Genomic DNA, 20,097 nt, shown 5'->3' with positions numbered 1-20,097 from the left:
AAAAGCACAATAGCGCATCTCTTTTCAGGAGCGTTTATGAAACTTTTCCGCATTCTCGATCCCTTTACGGCAACGCTGATCGTCGTTGTCCTGCTGGCCTCATTCTTTCCGGCCCGTGGCGCATTCGTCCCCTTCTTTGAACATCTGACCACCGCGGCCATCGCCCTGCTGTTCTTTATGCACGGCGCTAAACTCTCCCGGGAAGCGATTATCGCCGGCGGCAGTCACTGGCGCTTGCATCTGTGGGTGATGTGCAGCACGTTCATCCTCTTCCCGGTACTGGGGGTTTTGTTTGCCTGGTGGGCCCCGGTGAATGTCGATCCGATGCTCTACAGCGGCTTTATCTATCTGTGCATTCTGCCGGCCACCGTGCAATCTGCTATCGCTTTTACCTCCCTGGCCGGAGGCAACGTCGCGGCGGCAGTCTGTTCAGCCTCGGCCTCCAGCCTGCTGGGCATCTTTATTTCCCCGCTGCTGGTGGGGGTACTGATGAACCTCCATGGCGCAGGCGGCAGCCTCGAGCAGGTCGGGAAGATCATGCTGCAACTGCTGCTGCCTTTCGTGCTTGGCCATTTATCACGGCCGTGGATCGGCAACTGGGTGGCGAAACATAAGAAGTGGATTGGTAAAACCGACCAGACTTCAATTCTGCTGGTGGTTTACTCCGCCTTTAGCGAGGCGGTGGTGAACGGCATCTGGCATAAAGTCGGTCTGGGATCGCTGCTGTTTATCGTGATTGTCAGCCTGGTACTGCTGGCCATCGTCATCGCGGTCAATATGTTTGTCGCCCGCCGCTGCGGCTTTAACAAAGCCGATGAAATAACTATCGTCTTCTGCGGTTCGAAAAAGAGTCTGGCCAACGGCATTCCGATGGCCAATATTCTCTTCCCGACCTCCATCCTCGGCATCATGGTGCTGCCGTTGATGATCTTCCATCAAATCCAGTTGATGGTCTGCGCAGTGCTGGCGCGGCGCTACAAGCAGCAGACCGATGCGCGTATCGCGCAGGAAAAGGCCAACGCCGCCAAAGCTTAACGCGCTTTCTTCAGGGGCTGGACCAGATCGCTCAGCCCCTCGGTTTTAATCAGCAGGGTCAACGCCATCAGTTCGCCGAGATGGCCGGCAGGGAATTGATCCTTGCGCGCAAACCACAACAAATACTCTTCCGGGACGTCGATTAAACGACGTCCCTTGTATTTCCCGAACGGCATCTCGGTATTGGCTATCTCGACCAGCTGCGCTTTATCCACGTTATTCTCCCAGCAGACGCATCATTTCGGCTTCGTCAATCACCTCAATGCCCAGCTCCTGCGCTTTCGCCAGCTTAGAGCCCGCCGCTTCGCCGGCAATCACCAGATCGGTTTTCTTCGACACGCTGCCAGCTACCTTCGCCCCCAGCGCCACCAGACGTGCTTTGGCATCATCCCGCGACAGCTGACTCAGGCTACCGGTCAGAACCACGGTTTTACCCGCAAACGGACTATCAATTTCTTCCGCCTTCACCACCACGGGCGCCGGCCAGTGGATGCCTTCGGCCAGCAGCTGCGCGATGACATCGCGGTTGCTTTCTTCGGCAAAGAAGTTGAAGGTATGGGTGGCGACTACGATGCCAACGTCAGGGACCTTTTGCAGATCCTCAATGGACGCCTGCTCCAGAGCGTCAAGGGTGCCAAAATGCGCCGCCAGCCCCGCCGCCGTCGCTTCGCCTACCTCGCGAATACCCAACGCGTAAAGGAAGCGCGCAAAGGTTGTCTCTTTGGCTTTCTCCAGGGCGTTCACCACGTTTTGCGCAGACTTCGGCCCCATCCGATCCAGCCCGGTCAGTTTTCCTGCCGTCAGGCGGAACAGATCCGCCGGGGTATGGACATACTCTTTCTCTACCAGCTGATCGATGATTTTGTCGCCCATGCCGTCAACGTCCAGTGCGCGACGAGAGACAAAGTGCTTGAGCGACTCTTTGCGCTGCGCACCGCAGATAAGGCCGCCCGTACAGCGAGCCACCGCTTCGCCCTCGACCCGCTCAACGTCTGACTGACATACCGGGCAGTGGGTCGGGAAGACCACATCCCGGGCATCTGCCGGACGCTCGGAAAGCACCACGTTGACCACCTGCGGGATCACGTCGCCAGCCCGGCGAATCACCACCTTGTCGCCGATTTTCAAACCTAAGCGCTCGATTTCATCGGCGTTATGCAGGGTGGCATTGCTCACCAGCACGCCGGCAACATGGACCGGCTCCAGGCGCGCCACTGGGGTAATCGCTCCGGTGCGCCCCACCTGGAACTCCACGTCCCGGACGAAAGTCATCTGCTCCTGTGCCGGGAACTTAAAGGCCACAGCCCAGCGCGGCGCGCGGGCCACGAAACCCAGCTGTTCCTGCAATGCCAGCGAATCGACTTTGATCACTACGCCATCAATGTCAAAGCCCAGATGAGGACGATCTTCCTCAACTTTACGATAGTAAGTGAGCACTTCCTCGGGGGTATGGCACAGGGTGACGCGATCGCTCACCGGCAGCCCCCAGGCTTTAAACTGCAGCAAACGGGCCGAGTGGCTGGCGGGCAGCTCGCCGCCCTCCAGCACGCCCACGCCATAGCAGAAGAAAGTAAGCGGTCGCTTCGCTGTGATGCGTGGATCGAGCTGGCGCAGCGAACCCGCCGCCGCATTACGCGGGTTAGCAAACACTTTTCCGCCGGTGCGGCGCGCTTCTTCATTGATTTTTTCAAACCCGGCCTGCGGAAGGAACACCTCACCGCGCACCTCAAGGCGGGCGGGGATATTTTCGCCATGCAGCTTGAGCGGGATGGCGCGAATGGTTCGCACGTTAGAGGTAATATCTTCGCCGGTGGTGCCATCGCCGCGGGTCGCCGCCTGCATTAACACGCCGTTTTCATAGAGAATACTCACCGCGAGGCCGTCGAGCTTAAGCTCGCAGCAGTAGGTGAGACCGTCAGTACTTTTCAGACGATCCTGCACCCGCTTGTTGAAGGCAAGAAAACTCTCTTCATCAAATACGTTGTCCAGCGACAGCATCGGTACTTCATGGCGGATCTGGCTGAAGGCGGTCAGTGGCGCCGCCCCCACCCGCTGCGTCGGCGAGTCCGGGGTAATCAGCTCCGGATGCTGACTCTCCAGCTCGCGCAGCTCGCGCATCAGGCGGTCATATTCCGCATCGGGTACTTCCGGTGCGTCCATAACGTGGTACAGATATTCATGATGGCGAAGCGTGGTTCGCAGTTCAGTCAGTTGTTGTTCGATCGGTTCCATATCACACCATCAATGATAAAAAACCCCCGACAGGCGGGGGTTGAGAAGGAGTTGAGATAACGCGGGACGTCAGGCGTTCGCGTCTTTCACTTCGCGAATACGATCCTGATATTCACGCAGTTTTTGCGGCGTCATCATGCGACGCTGATCGTCAAGCACCACGCCGCCCACTTCATCAGCGATATACTGCGCAGACTGCAGCATCAGCTTGAAGTTCTGCAGTTCATCGCCATAGGAAGGGACCTGCATAAAGATAGTCACCCCGGGGGTCATCATATCCGCCATACTGTCCGGATTAAAGGTCCCCGGCTTCACCATGTTGGCCAGGCTAAACAGCACGGGTCCGCTGCCGTCCGGGCTCAGGTGACGGTGGAAAATATTCATTTCGCCAAACTTGAAACCGGCCTGCTGAATGCTGTTGATTAGCACCTCACCGTTAAGCTGCGAGCCGTGATGAGCGGCGACGTTCATCACGATAACCGTCTCTTTGCGCTCTTTCGGCTGAGGGGCAGCAGGCTGCTGCGGTTCCGCTGGCTGTGGCTCAGCCACAGTGGGCTGCGGCGCGGCGACAGGCTGCTGCGGTGCGGTCGGCTGCGGCTGGGCGACAGACGGCGTCACCGGTTGTGGCGCCACGGGCTGCTGCACAACCGGCTGCGGCTGGTGTTGAGGTTGCACGGGCGGCTGCGCGGGCTGTGGCTGTTGCCAGCCGGGCTGTGGTGCCGCATGCGGCACAGGCTGCTGCCCCTGCGGCGGAACCGGAGCCTGGCGCGGCGGCTGGCGAACCGGTTCTTCGGGACGCACAGGCTGCTGCATCTGACGCTCGTAAGGCGGCTGGTACTGGTGCTGTGGCGCCTGACGAGGGGCTTCATGCTCCCCATGCGCGCCGTGCGGGGCGTGAGTGACCGGATGAACGCGGACTTCACCTACGCCTTCAACATTATCATCAAAGTCGTCATTTTCTGACTCATCGTCGCGCGACTTCATACGTTTCAGTGGGCGATCGCGAAACATCGAAGAACGTTCTTTACGGCTGGTCCAGAACCCATGTACCAGTAAAGCGATTATGGCGATCGCGCCAACAATGATTAATATCAGACGCAAATCCTGCATCATTATATTCTCTGTTGTTCTAACACCTTGCCACCACGGCAAACATTTACTCACTAAGAGTATTTGCCGATTACCTCAAGTGCAAGTGCGTCGGTGGCTTTCACCACATAAAGATGAACTAAATCGTGCTTTTTGCTGTTTTTTCGAACATTTCCTAACTGGTTATTGTCTGACGACCCGATAAAATAAGCGCGCATTCACCCTGGATGTTAAAAAAGGAGCATTGCCTGGCTATGGTTTCATCATCCGCACCAACCCCGCGTAGCGGCGTTTATTATTTTTCGCAGGGCTGGAAACTCATCGGTCTGCCGGGCATACGTCGTTATGTCTTCCTGCCTTTGCTGGTTAACGTGTTGCTGATGGGCGGTGCCTTCTGGTGGCTGTTTACCCGTCTCGGCAGCTGGATCCCCTCGCTGATGAGCCATGTACCGGACTGGTTGCAGTGGCTGAATTATCTGCTGTGGCCGCTGGTAGTGATCTCAATCCTGCTGGTGTTTGGCTACTTCTTTTCGACAATCGCCAACTGGATAGCCGCCCCGTTCAGTGGACTGCTGGCAGAACAGCTGGAAGCACGCCTGACCGGCGCCACCCCGCCGGATGTCGGCGTGTTTGGCATCATGAAGGATATTCCGCGCATTATGAAACGGGAGTGGCAGAAGCTAGCCTGGTATCTGCCGCGTGCCATCGTGCTGTTATTGCTCTATTTTATTCCTGGCGTTGGCCAGACAGTAGCACCGGTACTCTGGTTCCTGTTCAGCGCATGGATGCTGGCGATTCAATACTGTGATTATCCTTTTGATAATCATAAGGTCCCCTTCAAAACCATGCGTGAAGCACTGCGCAGCCGCAAGGTGATGAATATGCAGTTTGGGGCGCTCACCAGCCTGTTCACCATGATCCCGGTAGTAAACCTGGTGATCCTCCCGGTGGCTATCTGCGGCGCCACCGCCATGTGGGTTGATTGCTATCGCGATAAACACGGTCTCTGGAAGTAGCTCTTATACGTCCATCCAGGAGCGGCAAAGGCCGCTCCTTATATCTCGCTTATTCCTTCTTGCTCACCATTATTTCCCTTCCGCATATAGATATGCTAAATCCTTACTTCCGCATATTCTTTAAGCGGGTATGCTGATGCCGTACCCCCAAATTTCATACAGTTAAGGACGGGCCATGAGTAAGATTTTTGAAGACAACTCCCTGACTATCGGTCATACGCCGCTGGTACGACTGAACCGCATTGGTAACGGCCGTATCCTGGCAAAGGTAGAATCTCGTAACCCGAGCTTTAGCGTAAAATGCCGTATCGGCGCCAATATGATCTGGGATGCTGAAAAGCGCGGCGTTCTGAAACCTGGCGTGGAACTGGTCGAACCGACCAGCGGCAACACCGGTATCGCCCTCGCCTACGTGGCGGCGGCACGCGGCTATAAACTGACGCTAACCATGCCAGAAACCATGAGCATTGAGCGTCGTAAGCTGCTGAAAGCGCTGGGCGCAAACCTGGTGTTGACCGAAGGCGCCAAAGGTATGAAAGGCGCCATCCAGAAAGCGGAAGAGATTGTCGCCAGCAACCCGGAAAAATTCCTGCTGCTGCAGCAGTTCAGCAACCCGGCAAACCCGGAAATTCACGAGAAAACCACCGGCCCGGAAATCTGGGAAGACACCGACGGTCAAGTGGATGTGTTTATCTCTGGCGTTGGTACCGGCGGAACGCTGACCGGTGTCAGCCGCTATATTAAAAACACCAAGGGTAAAAAAGATCTGATCACCGTCGCGGTTGAACCGACCGACTCGCCGGTCATCTCTCAGGCGCTGGCAGGCGAAGAGCTCAAGCCGGGTCCGCACAAAATTCAGGGTATCGGCGCTGGCTTCATCCCTGGCAACCTGGATCTGAAGCTGGTGGATAAAGTCATCGGTATCACCAATGATGAAGCTATCTCGACGGCACGCCGTCTGATGGAAGAAGAAGGCATTCTGGCAGGTATCTCTTCCGGGGCCGCCGTTGCCGCCGCGCTGAAGCTGCAGGAAGATGAGGCCTTTACCAATAAGAATATTGTGGTTATCCTACCTTCCTCAGGTGAGCGTTATTTAAGCACCGCGTTGTTTGCCGATCTCTTCACAGAGAAAGAACTGCAACAGTAGTGCCAGCTTGTAAATAATGTGTAAAAAAGCACCTTTTCAGGTGCTTTTTTGTGGCATACGTCAAAGTTTTACCCCTCCTGGCATTGATTCACCTCGTAGGGTCTGGTATTTAACCAGCACATTTATTTTGATGCGCGAAATTATTCAGAAGAGGATTTCCGCCAGCTGAATCGATTTTATGATTTGGTTCAAGTCTTCCTTTCGCGGCATAATGTTTAATGACGTGCTAGACGTCAATGGCCCTCAGGTCTTCGCAGCGCCAGGCGCTGCCGACGCCAAGGCCGGAAACGTAACGCCGGCGCTAACAATACAGGCTAAAGTCGAGTCGTTAGACTAGACTTTAGGTCCACAACACTAAACCTATAAGTTGGGGAAATATAATGTTCCAGCAAGAAGTTACCATTACCGCTCCGAACGGTCTGCACACCCGCCCTGCTGCTCAGTTTGTTAAAGAAGCTAAAGGCTTCACTTCTGAGATCACTGTAACCTCCAACGGCAAAAGCGCCAGCGCCAAAAGCCTGTTCAAACTGCAGACTCTGGGCCTGACCCAGGGCACCGTAGTGACCCTCTCCGCTGAAGGCGAAGATGAGCAGAAAGCTGTTGAACATCTGGTTAAACTGATGGCTGAACTCGAGTAAGTTCACGGGTTCTTTTTCATATCAGTCACAAGTAAGGTAGGGTTATGATTTCAGGCATTTTAGCATCCCCGGGTATCGCCTTCGGCAAAGCACTGCTGCTGAAGGAAGATGAAATTGTCATCGACCGGAAGAAAATTTCTGCCGATAAGGTTGATCAGGAAGTCGAACGTTTCCTGAGCGGCCGCGCCAAGGCCTCCGCCCAGCTGGAGGTCATCAAAACCAAAGCTGGTGAAACTTTCGGTGAAGAAAAAGAAGCCATCTTCGAAGGGCATATCATGCTGCTGGAAGATGAGGAGCTTGAGCAGGAAATCATAGCCCTGATTAAAGATAAGCACATGACTGCCGACGCGGCAGCCAATGAAGTTATCGACGGTCAGGCCACTGCCCTGGAAGAGCTGGACGATGAATACCTGAAAGAACGTGCCGCTGACGTACGTGATATCGGTAAGCGCCTGCTGCGCAACATCCTTGGTCTGGCGATCATCGATCTGAGCGCGATTCAGGATGAAGTTATCCTCGTCGCTGCCGATCTGACCCCGTCTGAAACCGCACAGCTGAACCTGAAAAAAGTGCTGGGCTTCATCACCGACGCGGGCGGCCGTACTTCTCACACCTCCATCATGGCGCGTTCCCTGGAACTGCCAGCGATTGTGGGCACCGGCAACATTACGGCGCAGGTGAAAAACGGCGACTATCTGATTCTTGACGCGGTGAACAATCAGGTTCTGATCAACCCGTCTAACGAGCAAATTGAAGCGCTGCGTAATCTGCAGGCTCAGGTTGCGGAAGAAAAAGCCGAACTGGCGAAACTGAAAGATCTGCCGGCGATTACCCTCGACGGCCATCAGGTTGAAGTGTGCGCCAACATTGGTACCGTTCGCGATGTCGAAGGTGCTGAGCGCAACGGCGCCGAAGGCGTAGGCCTGTATCGTACCGAATTCCTGTTCATGGATCGCGACGCGCTGCCGACAGAAGAAGAGCAGTTTGCAGCTTATAAAGCGGTGGCTGAAGCCTGTGGCTCTCAGGCCGTTATCGTCCGTACCATGGACATCGGCGGCGACAAAGAGCTGCCGTACATGAACTTCCCGAAAGAAGAGAACCCGTTCCTCGGCTGGCGTGCCGTACGTATCGCGATGGATCGTAAAGAGATCCTGCGCGATCAGGTTCGCGCTATTCTGCGTGCCTCTGCTTTCGGTAAATTGCGCATCATGTTCCCGATGATCATCTCTGTTGAAGAAGTGCGTGCACTGAAGAAGGAGATCGAAATCTACAAACAGGAACTGCGTGACGAAGGTAAAGCATTTGACGAATCCATTGAGATCGGCGTGATGGTGGAAACACCGGCTGCGGCGACTATTGCTCGTCATCTGGCCAAAGAAGTTGATTTCTTTAGTATCGGCACCAATGATTTAACGCAATATACTCTGGCAGTTGACCGTGGTAATGATATGATTTCACATCTTTACCAGCCAATGTCACCGTCTGTACTGAATCTGATTAAGCAAGTTATTGATGCTTCTCACGCTGAAGGTAAATGGACTGGCATGTGCGGTGAGCTTGCGGGCGATGAACGTGCTACACTTCTGTTGCTGGGTATGGGGCTGGACGAATTCTCTATGAGCGCCATTTCCATCCCGCGCATCAAGAAGATTATTCGTAACACGAACTTCGAAGATGCAAAAGTATTAGCAGAGCAGGCTCTTGCTCAACCGACAACGGACGAGTTAATGACGCTGGTTAACAAGTTCATTGAAGAAAAAACAATCTGCTAATCCACGAGATGCGCGGCCCAAATTACTGCTTAGGAGAAGATCATGGGTTTGTTTGATAAATTGAAATCTCTGGTTTCTGATGACAAGAAAGACACCGGAACTATTGAGATTATTGCTCCCCTTTCCGGTGAAATCGTCAACATCGAAGACGTGCCGGATGTGGTTTTTGCGGAAAAAATTGTGGGCGATGGGATTGCCATCAAACCGACCGGTAACAAAATGGTCGCGCCGGTAGACGGTACCATTGGTAAAATTTTCGAAACCAACCATGCGTTCTCTATTGAATCTGATAGCGGCATTGAGCTCTTCGTTCACTTCGGTATTGATACCGTTGAACTGAAAGGCGAAGGCTTCAAGCGTATTGCTGAAGAAGGCCAGCGCGTGAAAGTCGGCGACCCGGTAATCGAATTCGATCTGCCGCTGCTGGAAGAGAAAGCCAAGTCTACCCTGACGCCGGTGGTTATCTCCAACATGGACGAGATCAAAGAGCTGATCAAACTGTCCGGTAGCGTGACTGTGGGCGAAACCCCGGTTATCCGCATCAAGAAGTAATGCTTGCTGCATAAAAATGGCGCCGAAAGGCGCCATTTTTTTATATCGCGTTGGTCACTACCTGGTAGCATTTCTCCCGGGAAAGAACGCGCATACCTTCCGGCGTACTTTCCAGAATGCGTCTTTCACTGTCAGAAACCAGCAGTTCGCACTGATACCCTCCGGCCAGGCCGAACAGCGACCGCGCCACGCAGGCATCCTCCAGCGCCGCCTCCCCCGTCGTATCAAAATGACCGACAATACGCCCCTGCTGGCGGATCACTAACCGGTAGCTTTTCATCGATTTTTCTCCAGCGGTGGCAGGATCAGTTCATCGCAACCCTGCGCGGCGGTCCAGTTCATCACCTCCAGCACGCGCTGCGCGGCAGCCTGTGTCGCGGCCCCCAGTGCCAGGCCGCTGAGCAGGCCACTCACCAGTTCGGCGCAGAACAGATCGCCCGTCCCCTTCAAATCTGTCTCCACCCGTGGATGAACCACCACCTCCACCGCATCGGCTGTTACCACCAGCACATTGATCGTCGAACTCGCCTCCCCCGGTGCACTGGTGATCACCACCCACTTAAGGGTATCTGACAGCAGACTTCGCGCCGCGGCAACCGCCTCCTGTTGATTGCGACAGCGCCTGCCGCTCAGCGTCTCCAGTTCAAACAGATTCGGGGTGATCCCCTGTGCCAGCGGCAGCAAATGCTGACGATAGGCGTCCGGGATCTCGGCCTTAACGTAGATGCCGCTGTCGACATCGCCGATGACCGGATCCACCAGGATGCACAGCTCAGGATGGCGCACACGAACCCGTGTCAGCCACTGCGCCAGGCGCTCGATTTGCACGGCATTGCCCATATAGCCGGTGGTCACCGCCCGCAGTTCACGCAACGCGTCGCGCTCCTCCAGCGCCTGCAGATATCCGACAAACCACTCCTCCGGGATAATGCCGCCATAGAACGTCTCATAATGAGGCGTATTGCTGAACAGCACCGTCGGCACCGCCAGCACGCGCAGGCCGTGCTGTTTAATCGCCGGAACCGCGATGCTGTTACCGACGCTGCCGTAGACTACCTGTGACTGCACGGCGACGATATCAACCTCCGACGCCCGGCTTTTGTCATGAAAGAGCACTGATTGTATGTCATCTTGCTGGCCCATCTTTTCTCCCCCCGCTGGACAGCGGGTCACGCTCTGATTATGATTCGTCCTATGCTAAATTTCATTTTGTCATAGGTCAATAATGTTAGCCGGAAAAACCGCCAGCGAAATCTTCGACAATATACGCCACCTGGTGCAAAGCGGCGTGTTGCAACCCGGCGAAATTCTGCCGCCGGTACGTGAGCTCGCCAGCCAGCTGGCGGTGAATCGCAATACCGTCGCCGCCGCCTATAAACGCCTGGTGACCTCTGGCCTGGCCGTCAGTCAGGGACGCAACGGTACGGCCATCAAAGCGCGGGACACACTGCCAGTGCTGGAGGGAGGCGATCCATCCACGCCGCTGAACGATATCTCCGGCGGCAATCCGGATCCTGCCAGACTACCCGATCTCACCCGTTATCTGGATCACATTATCCGCACGCCGCGCCTGTATGGGGATGCCGCTGTCGACCCCCGACTGGGGGAGTGGGCCACGGCCTGGTTTGCTCGCGAACTGTCCGCTCCGTTTGAAGTCAATCTTGCCAGCGGGGCGATTGACGCTCTGGAACGCCTGCTGTGCGCGCTGCTGCTCCCGGGGGATGGCGTGGTCGTGGAAGATCCCTGCTTTCTCAGCAGTATCAATATGGTGCGTTACGCTGGTTTTACCCCCTGTCCGGTGGCGGTGGATGCCGAGGGGATGGATCCTGACGAGCTGGAGACGGCATTGCGTAACGGCGCGCGGGCAGTGATCTTAACCCCGCGGGCGCATAATCCAACCGGCTGTAGCCTGACGGAACCCCGGGCGCAAGCGCTGCGGGAGGTGCTGGCCCGCTATCCGCAGGTATTGGCTATCGTCGATGACCATTTTGCCCTGCTGTCGGCCACGCCATGGTACTCCCCTCTGCCCGCGAGCACACAACGCTGGGCGCTGGTCCGCTCAATGTCGAAGACCCTGGGGCCGGACCTGCGGCTGGCCTTTATCGCCAGCGATAGCGAAACCTCAGCCGCGCTGCGTCTGCGGCTAAACGCTGGCAGCCAGTGGGTCAGCCATCTGCTACAGGACCTGACGCTCGCCTGCCTGACCGATGACCTGTTTATCGCCTCGATGGCCGAGAGCCGCGATCACTACCAACAGCAAAATCAGAAACTGGCGGCGGCACTGGCCCGGCACGGATCCCGTCATTTTCCGCCGGGCGATGGCCTCAATTTCTGGCTGCCGCTGCCGGCGGCGAGCCAGCCTTACGCGTTACGCCTGGCCCGCGCGGGCTGGCTGGTACGCGAAGGGGAAGTATTTGGCGTGCGAACACCAGCACACGGGCTGCGCCTGTCGTTGGGTCGCCTGAATGACGCTGAGATTAACCGACTGGCAGAAGATTTGGCGCTGGTCTTAACCCACCCCTAACGGAGGCCATAACATGCGGGTCCATTTTATTGTTCATGAGCATTTTGAAGCGCCCGGCGCTTACCTGACCTGGGTGCAAAAGCATGGCTATTCCACCACCTGGTCGCGGATTTATGCCGGAGATCCACTGCCGGCAAACGCACACGATTTTGATATGCTGGTGGTGCTTGGCGGCCCGCAGTCTCCACGCACTACGCTGGCAGAATGTCCCTACTTTAATGCGCAGGCGGAACAGCGGCTGATCGCTCAGGCCGTTCACGCGGGTCGCATCGTGGTGGGTATCTGCCTCGGCTCGCAGCTGATTGGCGAAGCGCTGGGCGCGCCGGTGATGGAAAGTCCGGAAAAAGAGATTGGCCATTATCCGCTGACGCTAACCACCGCCGGACTGATGGATGACAAAATCGCTCACTTCGGCCATACCGTAGTGGTTGGCCACTGGCATAACGATATGCCCGGCCTGACCCCAACGGCGGAAGTGCTTGCCTCCAGCGAAGGCTGCCCACGACAGATAGTCAAATATGGCGAACGGGTCTACGGTTTCCAGTGCCATATGGAGTTTGATACTGCGGTAATCGAACTGCTGATCGCCAATTCACAGCAGGAACTTAACGCCGCCAGAGGCCGTCGTTTTGTCCGTCGCGAAGAGGAAATGCGCACCTGGGACTATCGAGAGATGAATCAGAAACTCTGGACATTTCTCGACAAACTGACGGAAAAATAACCGGAAACAGGCGCTATTCCGAAAGCTTAATTGCCATGGCGCGAAGAGAGTAGACTTTACCGGACAACCCAATCCGGAAGGGACGCAAAATGAAAAGCATTTTCTGCGCGCTGCTGACACTGTTACTCTCTTTTCCCGTTATAGCTAAACTTAACGCCTACCAGGAAGCGCGCATTAATGCGATGCTTGATGCCCTGGCGCAAAAAAGCGATCTCATCTTCGTGCGCAATGGCGATGCCCATACTTGCGATGAAGCCGTGGCACATCTGAGGCTGAAATTAAGTAATACGCGCAACCGTATCGATACTGCAGAACAATTTATCGATAAGGTGGCATCATCATCCTCTGTCACCGGCAAGCCTTATATCGTCAGGTTCCCTGGTAAAAACGATCAGCAGGCCCGGCCGTACCTGCATACCCTGATCGCCCAGACGGATAAAACTGTGACGGTGGCGGAAAAATAACTCACGAACAGGAGTCCCAGCAATGCCTCACTCCAGCTCCACGTTAAAAGCAGTCATTGAAGCCTGCGATCGCGCAATCTCGCAGGAGGATTACGATACCCTGATGGCCCATTACGCAGAAGACGCCGCGCTGGTCGTCAAACCGGGCATGGTGGTCAGAGGGAAAGAGAATATCCGCAAAGCCTTTATCGCCATTGCCGACTATTTCCAGCACCGACTGGTGGTGACTCAGGGAAAAATGGAGGTTATTGAAGGCGGCGGCAATGCGCTGGTCATTATGGAAACCCGGCTGGATATCCCGACGGCGGACGGGATATCCCAGGTTACGCGGCGCGCCACCTACGTCTTTCAGAAGCAGGACGAGCGCTGGCTGTGCACTGTCGATAACTCCTACGGCACTGACCTGCTCGATGATTAAATGCCCGCCCCCTGGCTAAAATGTTCCTCGCCGAATACGCCGGTGGAGAGGTAGCGATCGCCACGATCGCAGACGATCGCCACCACCACCGCGCCGGGATTTTCGCGGGCAATGCGTAACGCGCCCGCCACCGCGCCGCCTGAGCTGACGCCACAGAAAATCCCTTCCCGTACCGCCAGCTGACGCATGGTGTTCTCGGCATCCTGCTGATGAATATCCAGCACCGCATCTACCAGCGAAGCGTTAAAAATGCCCGGCATATACTCTGCTGGCCAGCGGCGGATCCCGGGAATACTGCTGCCCTCTTCCGGCTGCAGGCCGACAATAGCCACCGGCTTACTCTGTTCGCGCAAAAAGCGCGATACCCCGGTAATGGTGCCGGTGGTCCCCATGCTGGAGACAAAGTGGGTAATTCGCCCCGCGGTCTGCTGCCAGATTTCCGGTCCGGTAGTGGTGTAGTGGGCGTAGGGGTTATCCGGGTTGTTAAACTGATCGAGCAGTTTGCCTTCTCCGCGCTGGGCCATCTCCAGCGCCAGGTCGCGAGCCCCCTCCATTCCCTGCTCTTTGGTCACCAGGATAAGCTCGGCGCCGTAGGCGCGCATGGCGGCCCGACGCTCCTGACTCATGTTGTCGGGCATCAGCAGCTTCATGCGATAACCTTTCAACGCAGCGATCATCGCCAGCGCAATGCCGGTGTTGCCGCTGGTCGCTTCGATCAGTACGTCGCCAGGCTGGATTTCACCCCGTTTTTCCGCTTCGACGATCATCGACAGCGCGGCGCGATCTTTCACCGAGCCGGCCGGATTATTGCCTTCGAGTTTGACCCAGACTTCGCTGCCGTTGTCCGGTCCCAGACGCTGAAGTTTGACCAGAGGGGTATTGCCGATGGTTTGTTCGAGTGTATTCACGATTTTTACTCAATAAAAAAGCCGGGCGGCGCTTCGCTTACCCGGCCTGGCAGACGCGTGATAATTCCAGACCGGGTAAGCAGAGCCTCACCCGGCAAAAGCACATGGATTTAAGCTATCAGGCCGACTCCGCCAGAGCAAGCTCGCCGCGCGGCTCGATACGCTCGGTACCGTTGTACAAACGCGCGTTTTGCAGCCCGACGAACAGCCGTTCGCCGCGGGACGGCGCCTCATCGCCCGTTAACACCACGCTCAGCGGTTCGTCATACCACCCCAGAGGCTGGACGACTAATTGGGTGTAGTGCCCTTTCGGGCTGGCCTCCAGGACCTGCACCGGCAGCGGCGAATCCAGGCTGGTCCGCCGGCTGATGTCCACTTCCCATGGGCGCAGGAACAGGTCCACTGGCCCCTGGTATGCCGGGGTATAGCCTAACGGCCAGCGGTGGGCGCCGACGTGGAACTGTCCACCGCGGATGACCCCCTGCAGGCGGTTCACTTCCCCCATAAACTCCAGCACGAAACGGGTAGACGGCTCACGCCATACGCGCTCCGGGGCATCGGCCTGTTCGATGTTGCCCTGGCTCATGACCACCACCCGGTCGGCAACTTCCATCGCCTCTTCCTGATCGTGGGTGACGAACACGCTGGTGAATTTCAGCTCTTCATGCAGCTGACGCAGCCAGCGGCGCAGCTCTTTACGCACCTGCGCATCCAGCGCACCGAAAGGTTCATCCAGCAGCAAAATTTGCGGCTCCACCGCCAGGGCGCGCGCCAGCGCCACGCGCTGCTTCTGGCCTCCGGACAGCTGCGCCGGATAGCGATCCGCCAGATGGGCCAGCTGCACCATCTCCAGCAGTTTGGTCACCTTGGCTTTAATCGCCGCCGCATTGGGGCGTTCGCGGCGCGGCAGCACAGTCAGGCCAAAGGCGATGTTATCGAACACCGTCATATGGCGGAACAGCGCATAGTGCTGGAAAACGAAGCCCACTTTACGGTCGCGAGCGTGCATCCGACTGACGTCGGTACCGTGGAAGCGGATATGACCGCTGGTCTGATGCTCCAGACCGGCGATAATTCGCAGCAGGGTGGTTTTTCCGGAGCCCGAGGGCCCCAGCAGCGCAACCATTTGTCCGGAAGGGATATCCAGCGAGATATCATTAAGCACCTGGGTGCGACCAAACGATTTCTTAATATTGGCAATCTCAATGCTCATGATTTCCCTCCTGTTGCGCGCGTTCTTTCTGATTGGCCAGACGCCATTGCAACATACTCTTTAAAAACAGGGTCAGAATAGCCATTAACGTCAGCAGGGCGGCGGCGGTAAACGAGCCGACGGTGTTGTAATCCTGCTCCAGTAGTTCAATTTGCAGCGGCAGCGACAGCGTTTCGCCGCGGATCGAGCCGGAAACCACCGACACCGCGCCAAATTCGCCGATGGCGCGGGCGTTGGTCAGCACCACGCCGTACAGCAGCGCCCAGCGAATATTGGGCAACGTCACCCGGCGGAACATCTGCCAACCGGACGCGCCCAGCAGCACCGCGGCCTCATCTTCATGACTGCCCTGACTCATCATCACCGGCACCAGCTCACGCACCACAAACGGACAGGTAACAAAGATGGTCGCCAGCACCATGCCTGGCCAGGCGAACATGATTTGCAGATTATGCGCGTCAAGCCAGCCGCCCAGCGGACCGTTAGAGCCGTAAAACAGCAGATACACCAGGCCGGCCACCACAGGCGAGACGGCGAACGGGATATCCAGTAACGTCAGCAGCAGCTGGCGCCCCGGAAAGGTAAAACGTGTCACCAGCCAGGCCAGCAACGTACCGAACACCAGGTTCACCGGGACGGTAATCAAGGCAATCATTACCGTCAGCCAGATAGCATGCAGCATGTCCGGGTTGGCCAGGTTTTCCAGCACCGGCATCAATCCTTTGCTGAAAGCCTGGACAAAGATATAGACCATCGGCACCACGAGGATGAAGGCAGAGACCAGCATCCCGACGCCAATCAGAAACCATTTACCCCAGTTAATGCGGGGCGCGTCGTAGCGTTTCAATTGAGTAACTTCCGCCATTAGTGACCTACCACCCGTCGACCAAAGCGACTCTGCAGGGTATTGATGGAAAACAGCAGCAGCAGTGAAGCAGCAAGGATCACCGAGGCGATCGCGCTCGCGGCCGGATAGTCAAACTCCTGCAGACGAATAAAGATCATCAGCGAGGTCACCTCGGTCTTCCACGCGATGTTGCCGGCGATAAAAATCACCGCGCCAAACTCGCCGAGACTGCGGGTAAACGACAGGGCAATACCCGCCAGCAGCGCCGGCGACAGCTCCGGCAGTACGACCTTGCGGAAGCTTTGCCAGCGCGTCGCGCCCAGCGTTTCCGCCGCTTCCTCATACTCGGGCCCTAACTCCTCCAGCACCGGCTGCACGGTACGTACCACAAACGGGATGCTGGTAAAGGCCATCGCCACGGCGATGCCGAGCCAGGTATAGGTGACTTTAATATCGAACTTCGCCAGCCATTCCCCGTAAATACCATTAACCGAAAACAACGAGGCCAGGGTCAGGCCCGCCACCGCGGTGGGCAGCGCAAACGGCAGATCCATTAAAGCATCGAGCAGCGTGCGGCCCGGAAAACGATAGCGGGTCAGGATCCACGCCATCAGCAGACCGAATACGCCATTAAATATCGAGGCCACGAATGCCGACAGCAGCGTCACCTTATAGGCCGCGACCACCTGCGGGTTGCTGATCACATCCCAGTACTGCGCCCAGCTCATCTGCGCCAGCTGCATTACCAGCGCGCTGAGCGGTAACAACAAAATCAGACAGACAAACAGCAGGCTGGTGCCGAGGCTCAGGGTAAAGCCCGGCAGCACGCGCTTAGACGACACAGCAAACATTACTTACGCCCCGCCGCCAGCAGTTTGTCCAGTTCGCCGCCGCTGGCGAAGTGGGTTTTCATCACCTCAGGCCAGGCGCCAAACTTGTCCTCCACGCGGAACAGTTCGGTCTGCGGGAATTTATCCTTCAGCGCGTCCATGACTTTCGGGTTGTTTACCCGGTAGTAGTAGTCGGTAATGATGGTTTGCGCCTGCGGGCTGTAGAGCCAGTTCAGGTAGGCTTTCGCCGCCTTTTCGGTGCCATTGGCTTTGACGTTTTTATCCACCCATGCCACCGGGAACTCCGCCAGAATGTTGGTTTTCGGGATCACCACTTCAAATCCCTGCGCCTCATACTGCTTACGAATATTGTTCACTTCCGATTCGAAGCTAATCAGCACATCGCCCAGGCCGCGTTCAGCAAAAGTGGTGGTCGCCCCGCGTCCGCCGGTATCAAAGACTTCGACGTTCTTCAGAAACTGGGTCATAAACTGTTCGGTTTTGGCTTTATCGCCGCCGTCGGCTTTATCCGCCGCGCCCCATGCCGCCAGGTAGGTGTATCGGGCGTTACCCGAGGTTTTCGGGTTCGGGAAAATCAGCTTGACGTCAGAGCGAACCAGATCGTTCCAGTCATGAATATTTTTCGGGTTGCCTTTGCGCACCAGGAAACCCATCGTCGAATAGAACGGTGAGCTGTTGTTCGGCAGGCGGCTTTGCCAGTCGGCCGGGATCAGGTTGCCTTTGTCATGCAGGATCTGCACGTCCGTCACCTGGTTGTAGGTGACCACGTCCGCCTTCAGACCCTGCAAAATAGCCAGCGCCTGCTTGGATGAACCGGCATGCGACTGCTTAATCGTCAGCGTGTCCCCGCCATTGTCCTTCGCCCACTGCTGCTCAAAAGGCGGGTTAAGGGCGGCAAACAGCTCGCGGGAGACATCATAGGAGCTGTTCAGCAGCTCCGTCGCCTGCGCCTGCGCGGCCAGCAGCATGGAAGCCGCCAGCGCCAGATATCCTTTTTTCAGTGATTTAACGGCCATTGCGCACCCTTATCAACGTTGAACATTTTCTGATGATCATCATATTTATAACGGGTACGAAAGGAGTAACGGTTTTATATACCGTTTGGCGATTTGGAAGTCGAAAAGAGAATAAGCAACTGGCAAAGCTTTGCTGAAAGCGGCTCGCAGATTAGACGTGTCATTGTGACAAACGGCAGCCAGGCGTGCACTGTGTTTATATGAAAAACACATAGATTTTTGCTCATCAGCTCAGACGTAGCTTAACGCCAGCAGAACGTCGGCTATGGTACTTACTGCGCAACCGCCGTTTTGCTTGCTATAAATTTCGCCGCCAGCATCCCGTGGGTCCCTATATTCTCGATTTTGCCTGCTGCGCAATACGGCTGGCGATTGAACTGGACGGCGGCCAACACGATGAGAGGCGTGCCTACGATGTTCGCCGCACCCGCTGGCTACAGAGCCAGGGATGGCGGGTTTTACGCTTCTGGAATAATGAGTTTGAAGAGTATGAGGATGCGGTGATGGAGAGAATACTTGAAGCGCTTGAGTCGCCGATACCCTCACCCCGCCCCTCTCCCTGAGGGAGAGGGAGAAAGAGAGTCCGCACGCAGATTCCATAGCCGCACCGTACCGTCTCCTCTCCCTGAGGGAGAGGGTGAAAGGCGGTCCGTACTGGGGCTTGCCAACCGTACCGAACGGTTCCCTCTCCCCCTTGGGGAGAGGGTTAGGGTGAGGGGAAAAAATTACAGCGCCTGAATACGCTCCAGCGATGGTGCGAAGTAATAGCCGCCGGTCACCGGTTTAGTGAATCGCAGCATCGCGTCGCGTTTGCCGTCGGTATCGCCAAACATGCTCAGCAGCTGCTGCTCGATGTTATACAGGCGCGCGCAGTAAGCGCAGAAATAGAGGCCATGGGTGCCGCTGGCGGTGCCATACGGCAGGCTCTGGCGGACAATTTTCAGCCCTTTACCGTCTTCCTTGAGGTCAACGCGCGACAGATGCGAGGTCTCAGGACGTGCATCACCATCGATCTCTTCGTTGGCTTCTTTGGTACGGCCGATCATCATCTCCTGATCCGGTACGCTCATGCGGTTCAGCTGTTTGAGATTATGCTCCCAGCGCTGGACGAACACGTAGCTGCCGCCCGCGTCCACACCGTCTTTAATGACTGCCACTTCGCGGCGGGTTTCTTCCCCCGCCGGGTTTTCGGTGCCGTCGACGAAGCCGCTGAGATCACGCTCTTCCACCCAACGGAAACCGTGGATCTCTTCTTTCACGTCGATAGCGTCGCCAAAGGCGGCCATCGCGGCCTGCGCCACCGAGAAGTTAACTTCATGACGGGCGGATAAAATATGAATCAGCAGGTCATACTGGGTGGACGGCGCCAGCCCTTTGCCATAGACCGGAAAATCTTTTAACTCCTCTGCCCCTACGCCGCCGCTCAGCTGACGCCAGACGCTATTGCCGAACGCCACCACCGCGCCGAGTTTGGCGTCGGGGAATTTAGCCTGGAAGGTGGCAAGGGTATCGATAAATTTTTTGCTCGCTTCGCGCAGGGCGTTAACGTCCCCTTTAACATTGGCTTCAATCCAAATCGCCGCGCGGCAATGTTCCGGCAAAATGCCGCTCTGAACCTGAGACATCGCTCCTCCTGAAATGATGCAACCACAAC

The 20,097-nt window shown here is 56.5% G+C and carries 22 protein-coding genes; 11 read left to right on the top strand and 11 right to left on the bottom strand.

Features of this window, described 5'->3' with window-relative positions:
* The first annotated feature begins 36 nt into the window (after positions 1–36).
* Positions 37–1,035, top strand: a complete 999-nt coding sequence (locus B8P98_RS07935) for a bile acid:sodium symporter family protein (protein WP_025711432.1) — start codon at positions 37–39, stop codon at positions 1,033–1,035.
* Here the strand turns inward: B8P98_RS07935 and B8P98_RS07930 are convergent.
* From B8P98_RS07930 to zipA, 3 genes are all read right to left on the bottom strand, one after another.
* Entirely contained in the window at positions 1,032–1,250 is a 219-nt protein-coding gene (locus B8P98_RS07930; protein WP_002913440.1) for a DUF3820 family protein, read from the bottom strand. The genes B8P98_RS07935 and B8P98_RS07930 overlap by 4 nt on opposite strands.
* A gap of 1 nt (position 1,251) precedes the next feature.
* Positions 1,252–3,267 carry an NAD-dependent DNA ligase LigA gene (gene ligA, locus B8P98_RS07925; RefSeq protein ID WP_025711433.1) on the bottom strand — a complete coding sequence of 672 codons (2,016 nt, stop codon included), beginning with the start codon at positions 3,265–3,267 and terminating at the stop codon, positions 1,252–1,254.
* A gap of 69 nt (positions 3,268–3,336) precedes the next feature.
* Positions 3,337–4,380, bottom strand: a complete 1,044-nt coding sequence (gene zipA / locus B8P98_RS07920; RefSeq protein ID WP_025711434.1) for a cell division protein ZipA — start codon at positions 4,378–4,380, stop codon at positions 3,337–3,339.
* A gap of 230 nt (positions 4,381–4,610) precedes the next feature.
* Here zipA and cysZ point away from each other — a divergent pair, with 230 nt between their 5' ends.
* The 5 genes from cysZ (at position 4,611) to crr (ending at position 9,481) form a co-directional block, all read left to right on the top strand.
* Positions 4,611–5,372 (top strand): sulfate transporter CysZ, encoded by a 762-nt coding sequence (cysZ, locus tag B8P98_RS07915; protein WP_025711435.1) that lies wholly within the window; start codon positions 4,611–4,613, stop codon positions 5,370–5,372.
* A gap of 175 nt (positions 5,373–5,547) precedes the next feature.
* The gene (cysK, locus tag B8P98_RS07910; RefSeq protein ID WP_004202001.1) at positions 5,548–6,519 is read left to right on the top strand and encodes a cysteine synthase A; all 972 of its coding nucleotides are present in this window, start codon (positions 5,548–5,550) and stop codon (positions 6,517–6,519) included.
* Positions 6,520–6,899: 380 nt separating this feature from the next.
* Complete coding sequence (gene ptsH / locus B8P98_RS07905) at positions 6,900–7,157, top strand: phosphocarrier protein Hpr (protein WP_002913505.1); 258 nt, start codon at positions 6,900–6,902, stop codon at positions 7,155–7,157.
* A gap of 44 nt (positions 7,158–7,201) precedes the next feature.
* Positions 7,202–8,929: a phosphoenolpyruvate-protein phosphotransferase PtsI gene (gene ptsI / locus B8P98_RS07900; protein WP_025711436.1), complete on the top strand. Its 1,728-nt coding sequence runs from the start codon at positions 7,202–7,204 to the stop codon at positions 8,927–8,929.
* A gap of 42 nt (positions 8,930–8,971) precedes the next feature.
* Positions 8,972–9,481, top strand: coding sequence for a PTS glucose transporter subunit IIA (gene crr, locus B8P98_RS07895; protein ID WP_008803873.1), 510 nt, complete (start codon positions 8,972–8,974; stop codon positions 9,479–9,481).
* Between the two features lie 40 nt (positions 9,482–9,521).
* On the opposite strand, the gene B8P98_RS07890 is transcribed toward crr, so the two are convergent.
* Both B8P98_RS07890 and pdxK read right to left on the bottom strand, forming a co-directional pair.
* The gene (locus tag B8P98_RS07890) at positions 9,522–9,761 is read right to left on the bottom strand and encodes a cytoplasmic protein (RefSeq protein WP_080896878.1); all 240 of its coding nucleotides are present in this window, start codon (positions 9,759–9,761) and stop codon (positions 9,522–9,524) included.
* Positions 9,758–10,624 (bottom strand): pyridoxine/pyridoxal/pyridoxamine kinase, encoded by an 867-nt coding sequence (gene pdxK, locus B8P98_RS07885; RefSeq protein ID WP_080896877.1) that lies wholly within the window; start codon positions 10,622–10,624, stop codon positions 9,758–9,760. The genes B8P98_RS07890 and pdxK overlap by 4 nt, the downstream gene beginning before the upstream one ends.
* 82 nt (positions 10,625–10,706) lie before the next feature.
* Here pdxK and ptsJ point away from each other — a divergent pair, with 82 nt between their 5' ends.
* The 4 genes from ptsJ to B8P98_RS07865 all read left to right on the top strand — a co-directional run bounded on the left by ptsJ (position 10,707) and on the right by B8P98_RS07865 (position 13,608).
* Positions 10,707–12,005 carry a MocR-like B6 salvage transcription factor PtsJ gene (gene ptsJ, locus B8P98_RS07880; RefSeq protein ID WP_095032862.1) on the top strand — a complete coding sequence of 433 codons (1,299 nt, stop codon included), beginning with the start codon at positions 10,707–10,709 and terminating at the stop codon, positions 12,003–12,005.
* Between the two features lie 13 nt (positions 12,006–12,018).
* Positions 12,019–12,726, top strand: a complete 708-nt coding sequence (locus B8P98_RS07875; protein ID WP_025711440.1) for a type 1 glutamine amidotransferase — start codon at positions 12,019–12,021, stop codon at positions 12,724–12,726.
* Positions 12,727–12,815: 89 nt separating this feature from the next.
* Complete coding sequence (locus tag B8P98_RS07870) at positions 12,816–13,190, top strand: YfeK family protein (protein ID WP_080896875.1); 375 nt, start codon at positions 12,816–12,818, stop codon at positions 13,188–13,190.
* 22 nt (positions 13,191–13,212) lie between these two features.
* Positions 13,213–13,608, top strand: a complete 396-nt coding sequence (locus tag B8P98_RS07865) for a YybH family protein (RefSeq protein WP_025711442.1) — start codon at positions 13,213–13,215, stop codon at positions 13,606–13,608.
* Here B8P98_RS07865 and cysM read toward each other — a convergent pair.
* The 5 genes from cysM to cysP form a co-directional block, all read right to left on the bottom strand.
* Positions 13,605–14,516 (bottom strand): cysteine synthase CysM, encoded by a 912-nt coding sequence (cysM, locus tag B8P98_RS07860; RefSeq protein WP_025711443.1) that lies wholly within the window; start codon positions 14,514–14,516, stop codon positions 13,605–13,607. The two genes, B8P98_RS07865 and cysM, sit on opposite strands and share 4 nt — an antisense overlap.
* 118 nt (positions 14,517–14,634) lie before the next feature.
* The gene (gene cysA, locus B8P98_RS07855; RefSeq protein ID WP_002913623.1) at positions 14,635–15,729 is read right to left on the bottom strand and encodes a sulfate/thiosulfate ABC transporter ATP-binding protein CysA; all 1,095 of its coding nucleotides are present in this window, start codon (positions 15,727–15,729) and stop codon (positions 14,635–14,637) included.
* Complete coding sequence (gene cysW / locus B8P98_RS07850; protein WP_095032861.1) at positions 15,719–16,594, bottom strand: sulfate/thiosulfate ABC transporter permease CysW; 876 nt, start codon at positions 16,592–16,594, stop codon at positions 15,719–15,721. The genes cysA and cysW overlap by 11 nt, the downstream gene beginning before the upstream one ends.
* Entirely contained in the window at positions 16,594–17,427 is an 834-nt protein-coding gene (gene cysT / locus B8P98_RS07845) for a sulfate/thiosulfate ABC transporter permease CysT (protein WP_025711446.1), read from the bottom strand. The genes cysW and cysT overlap by 1 nt, the downstream gene beginning before the upstream one ends.
* Positions 17,427–18,443, bottom strand: coding sequence for a thiosulfate/sulfate ABC transporter substrate-binding protein CysP (gene cysP / locus B8P98_RS07840; protein WP_025711447.1), 1,017 nt, complete (start codon positions 18,441–18,443; stop codon positions 17,427–17,429). Before cysP ends, cysT begins: the two co-directional genes overlap by 1 nt.
* A gap of 215 nt (positions 18,444–18,658) precedes the next feature.
* On the opposite strand from cysP, the gene B8P98_RS07835 reads away from it, so the two are divergent.
* A complete protein-coding gene (locus B8P98_RS07835) occupies positions 18,659–19,006 on the top strand; it encodes an endonuclease domain-containing protein (RefSeq protein ID WP_071993242.1) in 348 nt (115 codons plus the stop codon).
* Positions 19,007–19,168: 162 nt separating this feature from the next.
* On the opposite strand, the gene B8P98_RS07830 is transcribed toward B8P98_RS07835, so the two are convergent.
* Entirely contained in the window at positions 19,169–20,068 is a 900-nt protein-coding gene (locus tag B8P98_RS07830; RefSeq protein WP_025711448.1) for a Dyp-type peroxidase, read from the bottom strand.
* Positions 20,069–20,097: the final 29 nt, after the last annotated feature.

The organism is Klebsiella quasivariicola (genome assembly GCF_002269255.1).
In the GTDB taxonomy this organism is placed as follows: Bacteria; Pseudomonadota; Gammaproteobacteria; order Enterobacterales; family Enterobacteriaceae; genus Klebsiella; species Klebsiella quasivariicola.
Note: the sequence above shows the minus strand (reverse complement) of the source record. Positions and strands in the feature narration are given on the sequence as shown.

Excerpts from the sequence above, each read along its gene's own strand:
- B8P98_RS07935 (WP_025711432.1), top strand. The coding sequence starts at position 37 with ATGAAACTTTTCCGCATTCTCGATCCCTTTACGGCAACGCTGATCGTC.
- ligA (WP_025711433.1), bottom strand. The coding sequence starts at position 3,267 with ATGGAACCGATCGAACAACAACTGACTGAACTGCGAACCACGCTTCGC.
- zipA (WP_025711434.1), bottom strand. The coding sequence starts at position 4,380 with ATGATGCAGGATTTGCGTCTGATATTAATCATTGTTGGCGCGATCGCC.
- cysZ (WP_025711435.1), top strand. The coding sequence starts at position 4,611 with ATGGTTTCATCATCCGCACCAACCCCGCGTAGCGGCGTTTATTATTTT.
- cysK (WP_004202001.1), top strand. The coding sequence starts at position 5,548 with ATGAGTAAGATTTTTGAAGACAACTCCCTGACTATCGGTCATACGCCG.
- ptsH (WP_002913505.1), top strand. The coding sequence starts at position 6,900 with ATGTTCCAGCAAGAAGTTACCATTACCGCTCCGAACGGTCTGCACACC.
- ptsI (WP_025711436.1), top strand. The coding sequence starts at position 7,202 with ATGATTTCAGGCATTTTAGCATCCCCGGGTATCGCCTTCGGCAAAGCA.
- crr (WP_008803873.1), top strand. The coding sequence starts at position 8,972 with ATGGGTTTGTTTGATAAATTGAAATCTCTGGTTTCTGATGACAAGAAA.
- B8P98_RS07890 (WP_080896878.1), bottom strand. The coding sequence starts at position 9,761 with ATGAAAAGCTACCGGTTAGTGATCCGCCAGCAGGGGCGTATTGTCGGT.
- pdxK (WP_080896877.1), bottom strand. The coding sequence starts at position 10,624 with ATGGGCCAGCAAGATGACATACAATCAGTGCTCTTTCATGACAAAAGC.
- ptsJ (WP_095032862.1), top strand. The coding sequence starts at position 10,707 with ATGTTAGCCGGAAAAACCGCCAGCGAAATCTTCGACAATATACGCCAC.
- B8P98_RS07875 (WP_025711440.1), top strand. The coding sequence starts at position 12,019 with ATGCGGGTCCATTTTATTGTTCATGAGCATTTTGAAGCGCCCGGCGCT.
- B8P98_RS07870 (WP_080896875.1), top strand. The coding sequence starts at position 12,816 with ATGAAAAGCATTTTCTGCGCGCTGCTGACACTGTTACTCTCTTTTCCC.
- B8P98_RS07865 (WP_025711442.1), top strand. The coding sequence starts at position 13,213 with ATGCCTCACTCCAGCTCCACGTTAAAAGCAGTCATTGAAGCCTGCGAT.
- cysA (WP_002913623.1), bottom strand. The coding sequence starts at position 15,729 with ATGAGCATTGAGATTGCCAATATTAAGAAATCGTTTGGTCGCACCCAG.
- cysW (WP_095032861.1), bottom strand. The coding sequence starts at position 16,594 with ATGGCGGAAGTTACTCAATTGAAACGCTACGACGCGCCCCGCATTAAC.
- cysT (WP_025711446.1), bottom strand. The coding sequence starts at position 17,427 with ATGTTTGCTGTGTCGTCTAAGCGCGTGCTGCCGGGCTTTACCCTGAGC.
- cysP (WP_025711447.1), bottom strand. The coding sequence starts at position 18,443 with ATGGCCGTTAAATCACTGAAAAAAGGATATCTGGCGCTGGCGGCTTCC.
- B8P98_RS07830 (WP_025711448.1), bottom strand. The coding sequence starts at position 20,068 with ATGTCTCAGGTTCAGAGCGGCATTTTGCCGGAACATTGCCGCGCGGCG.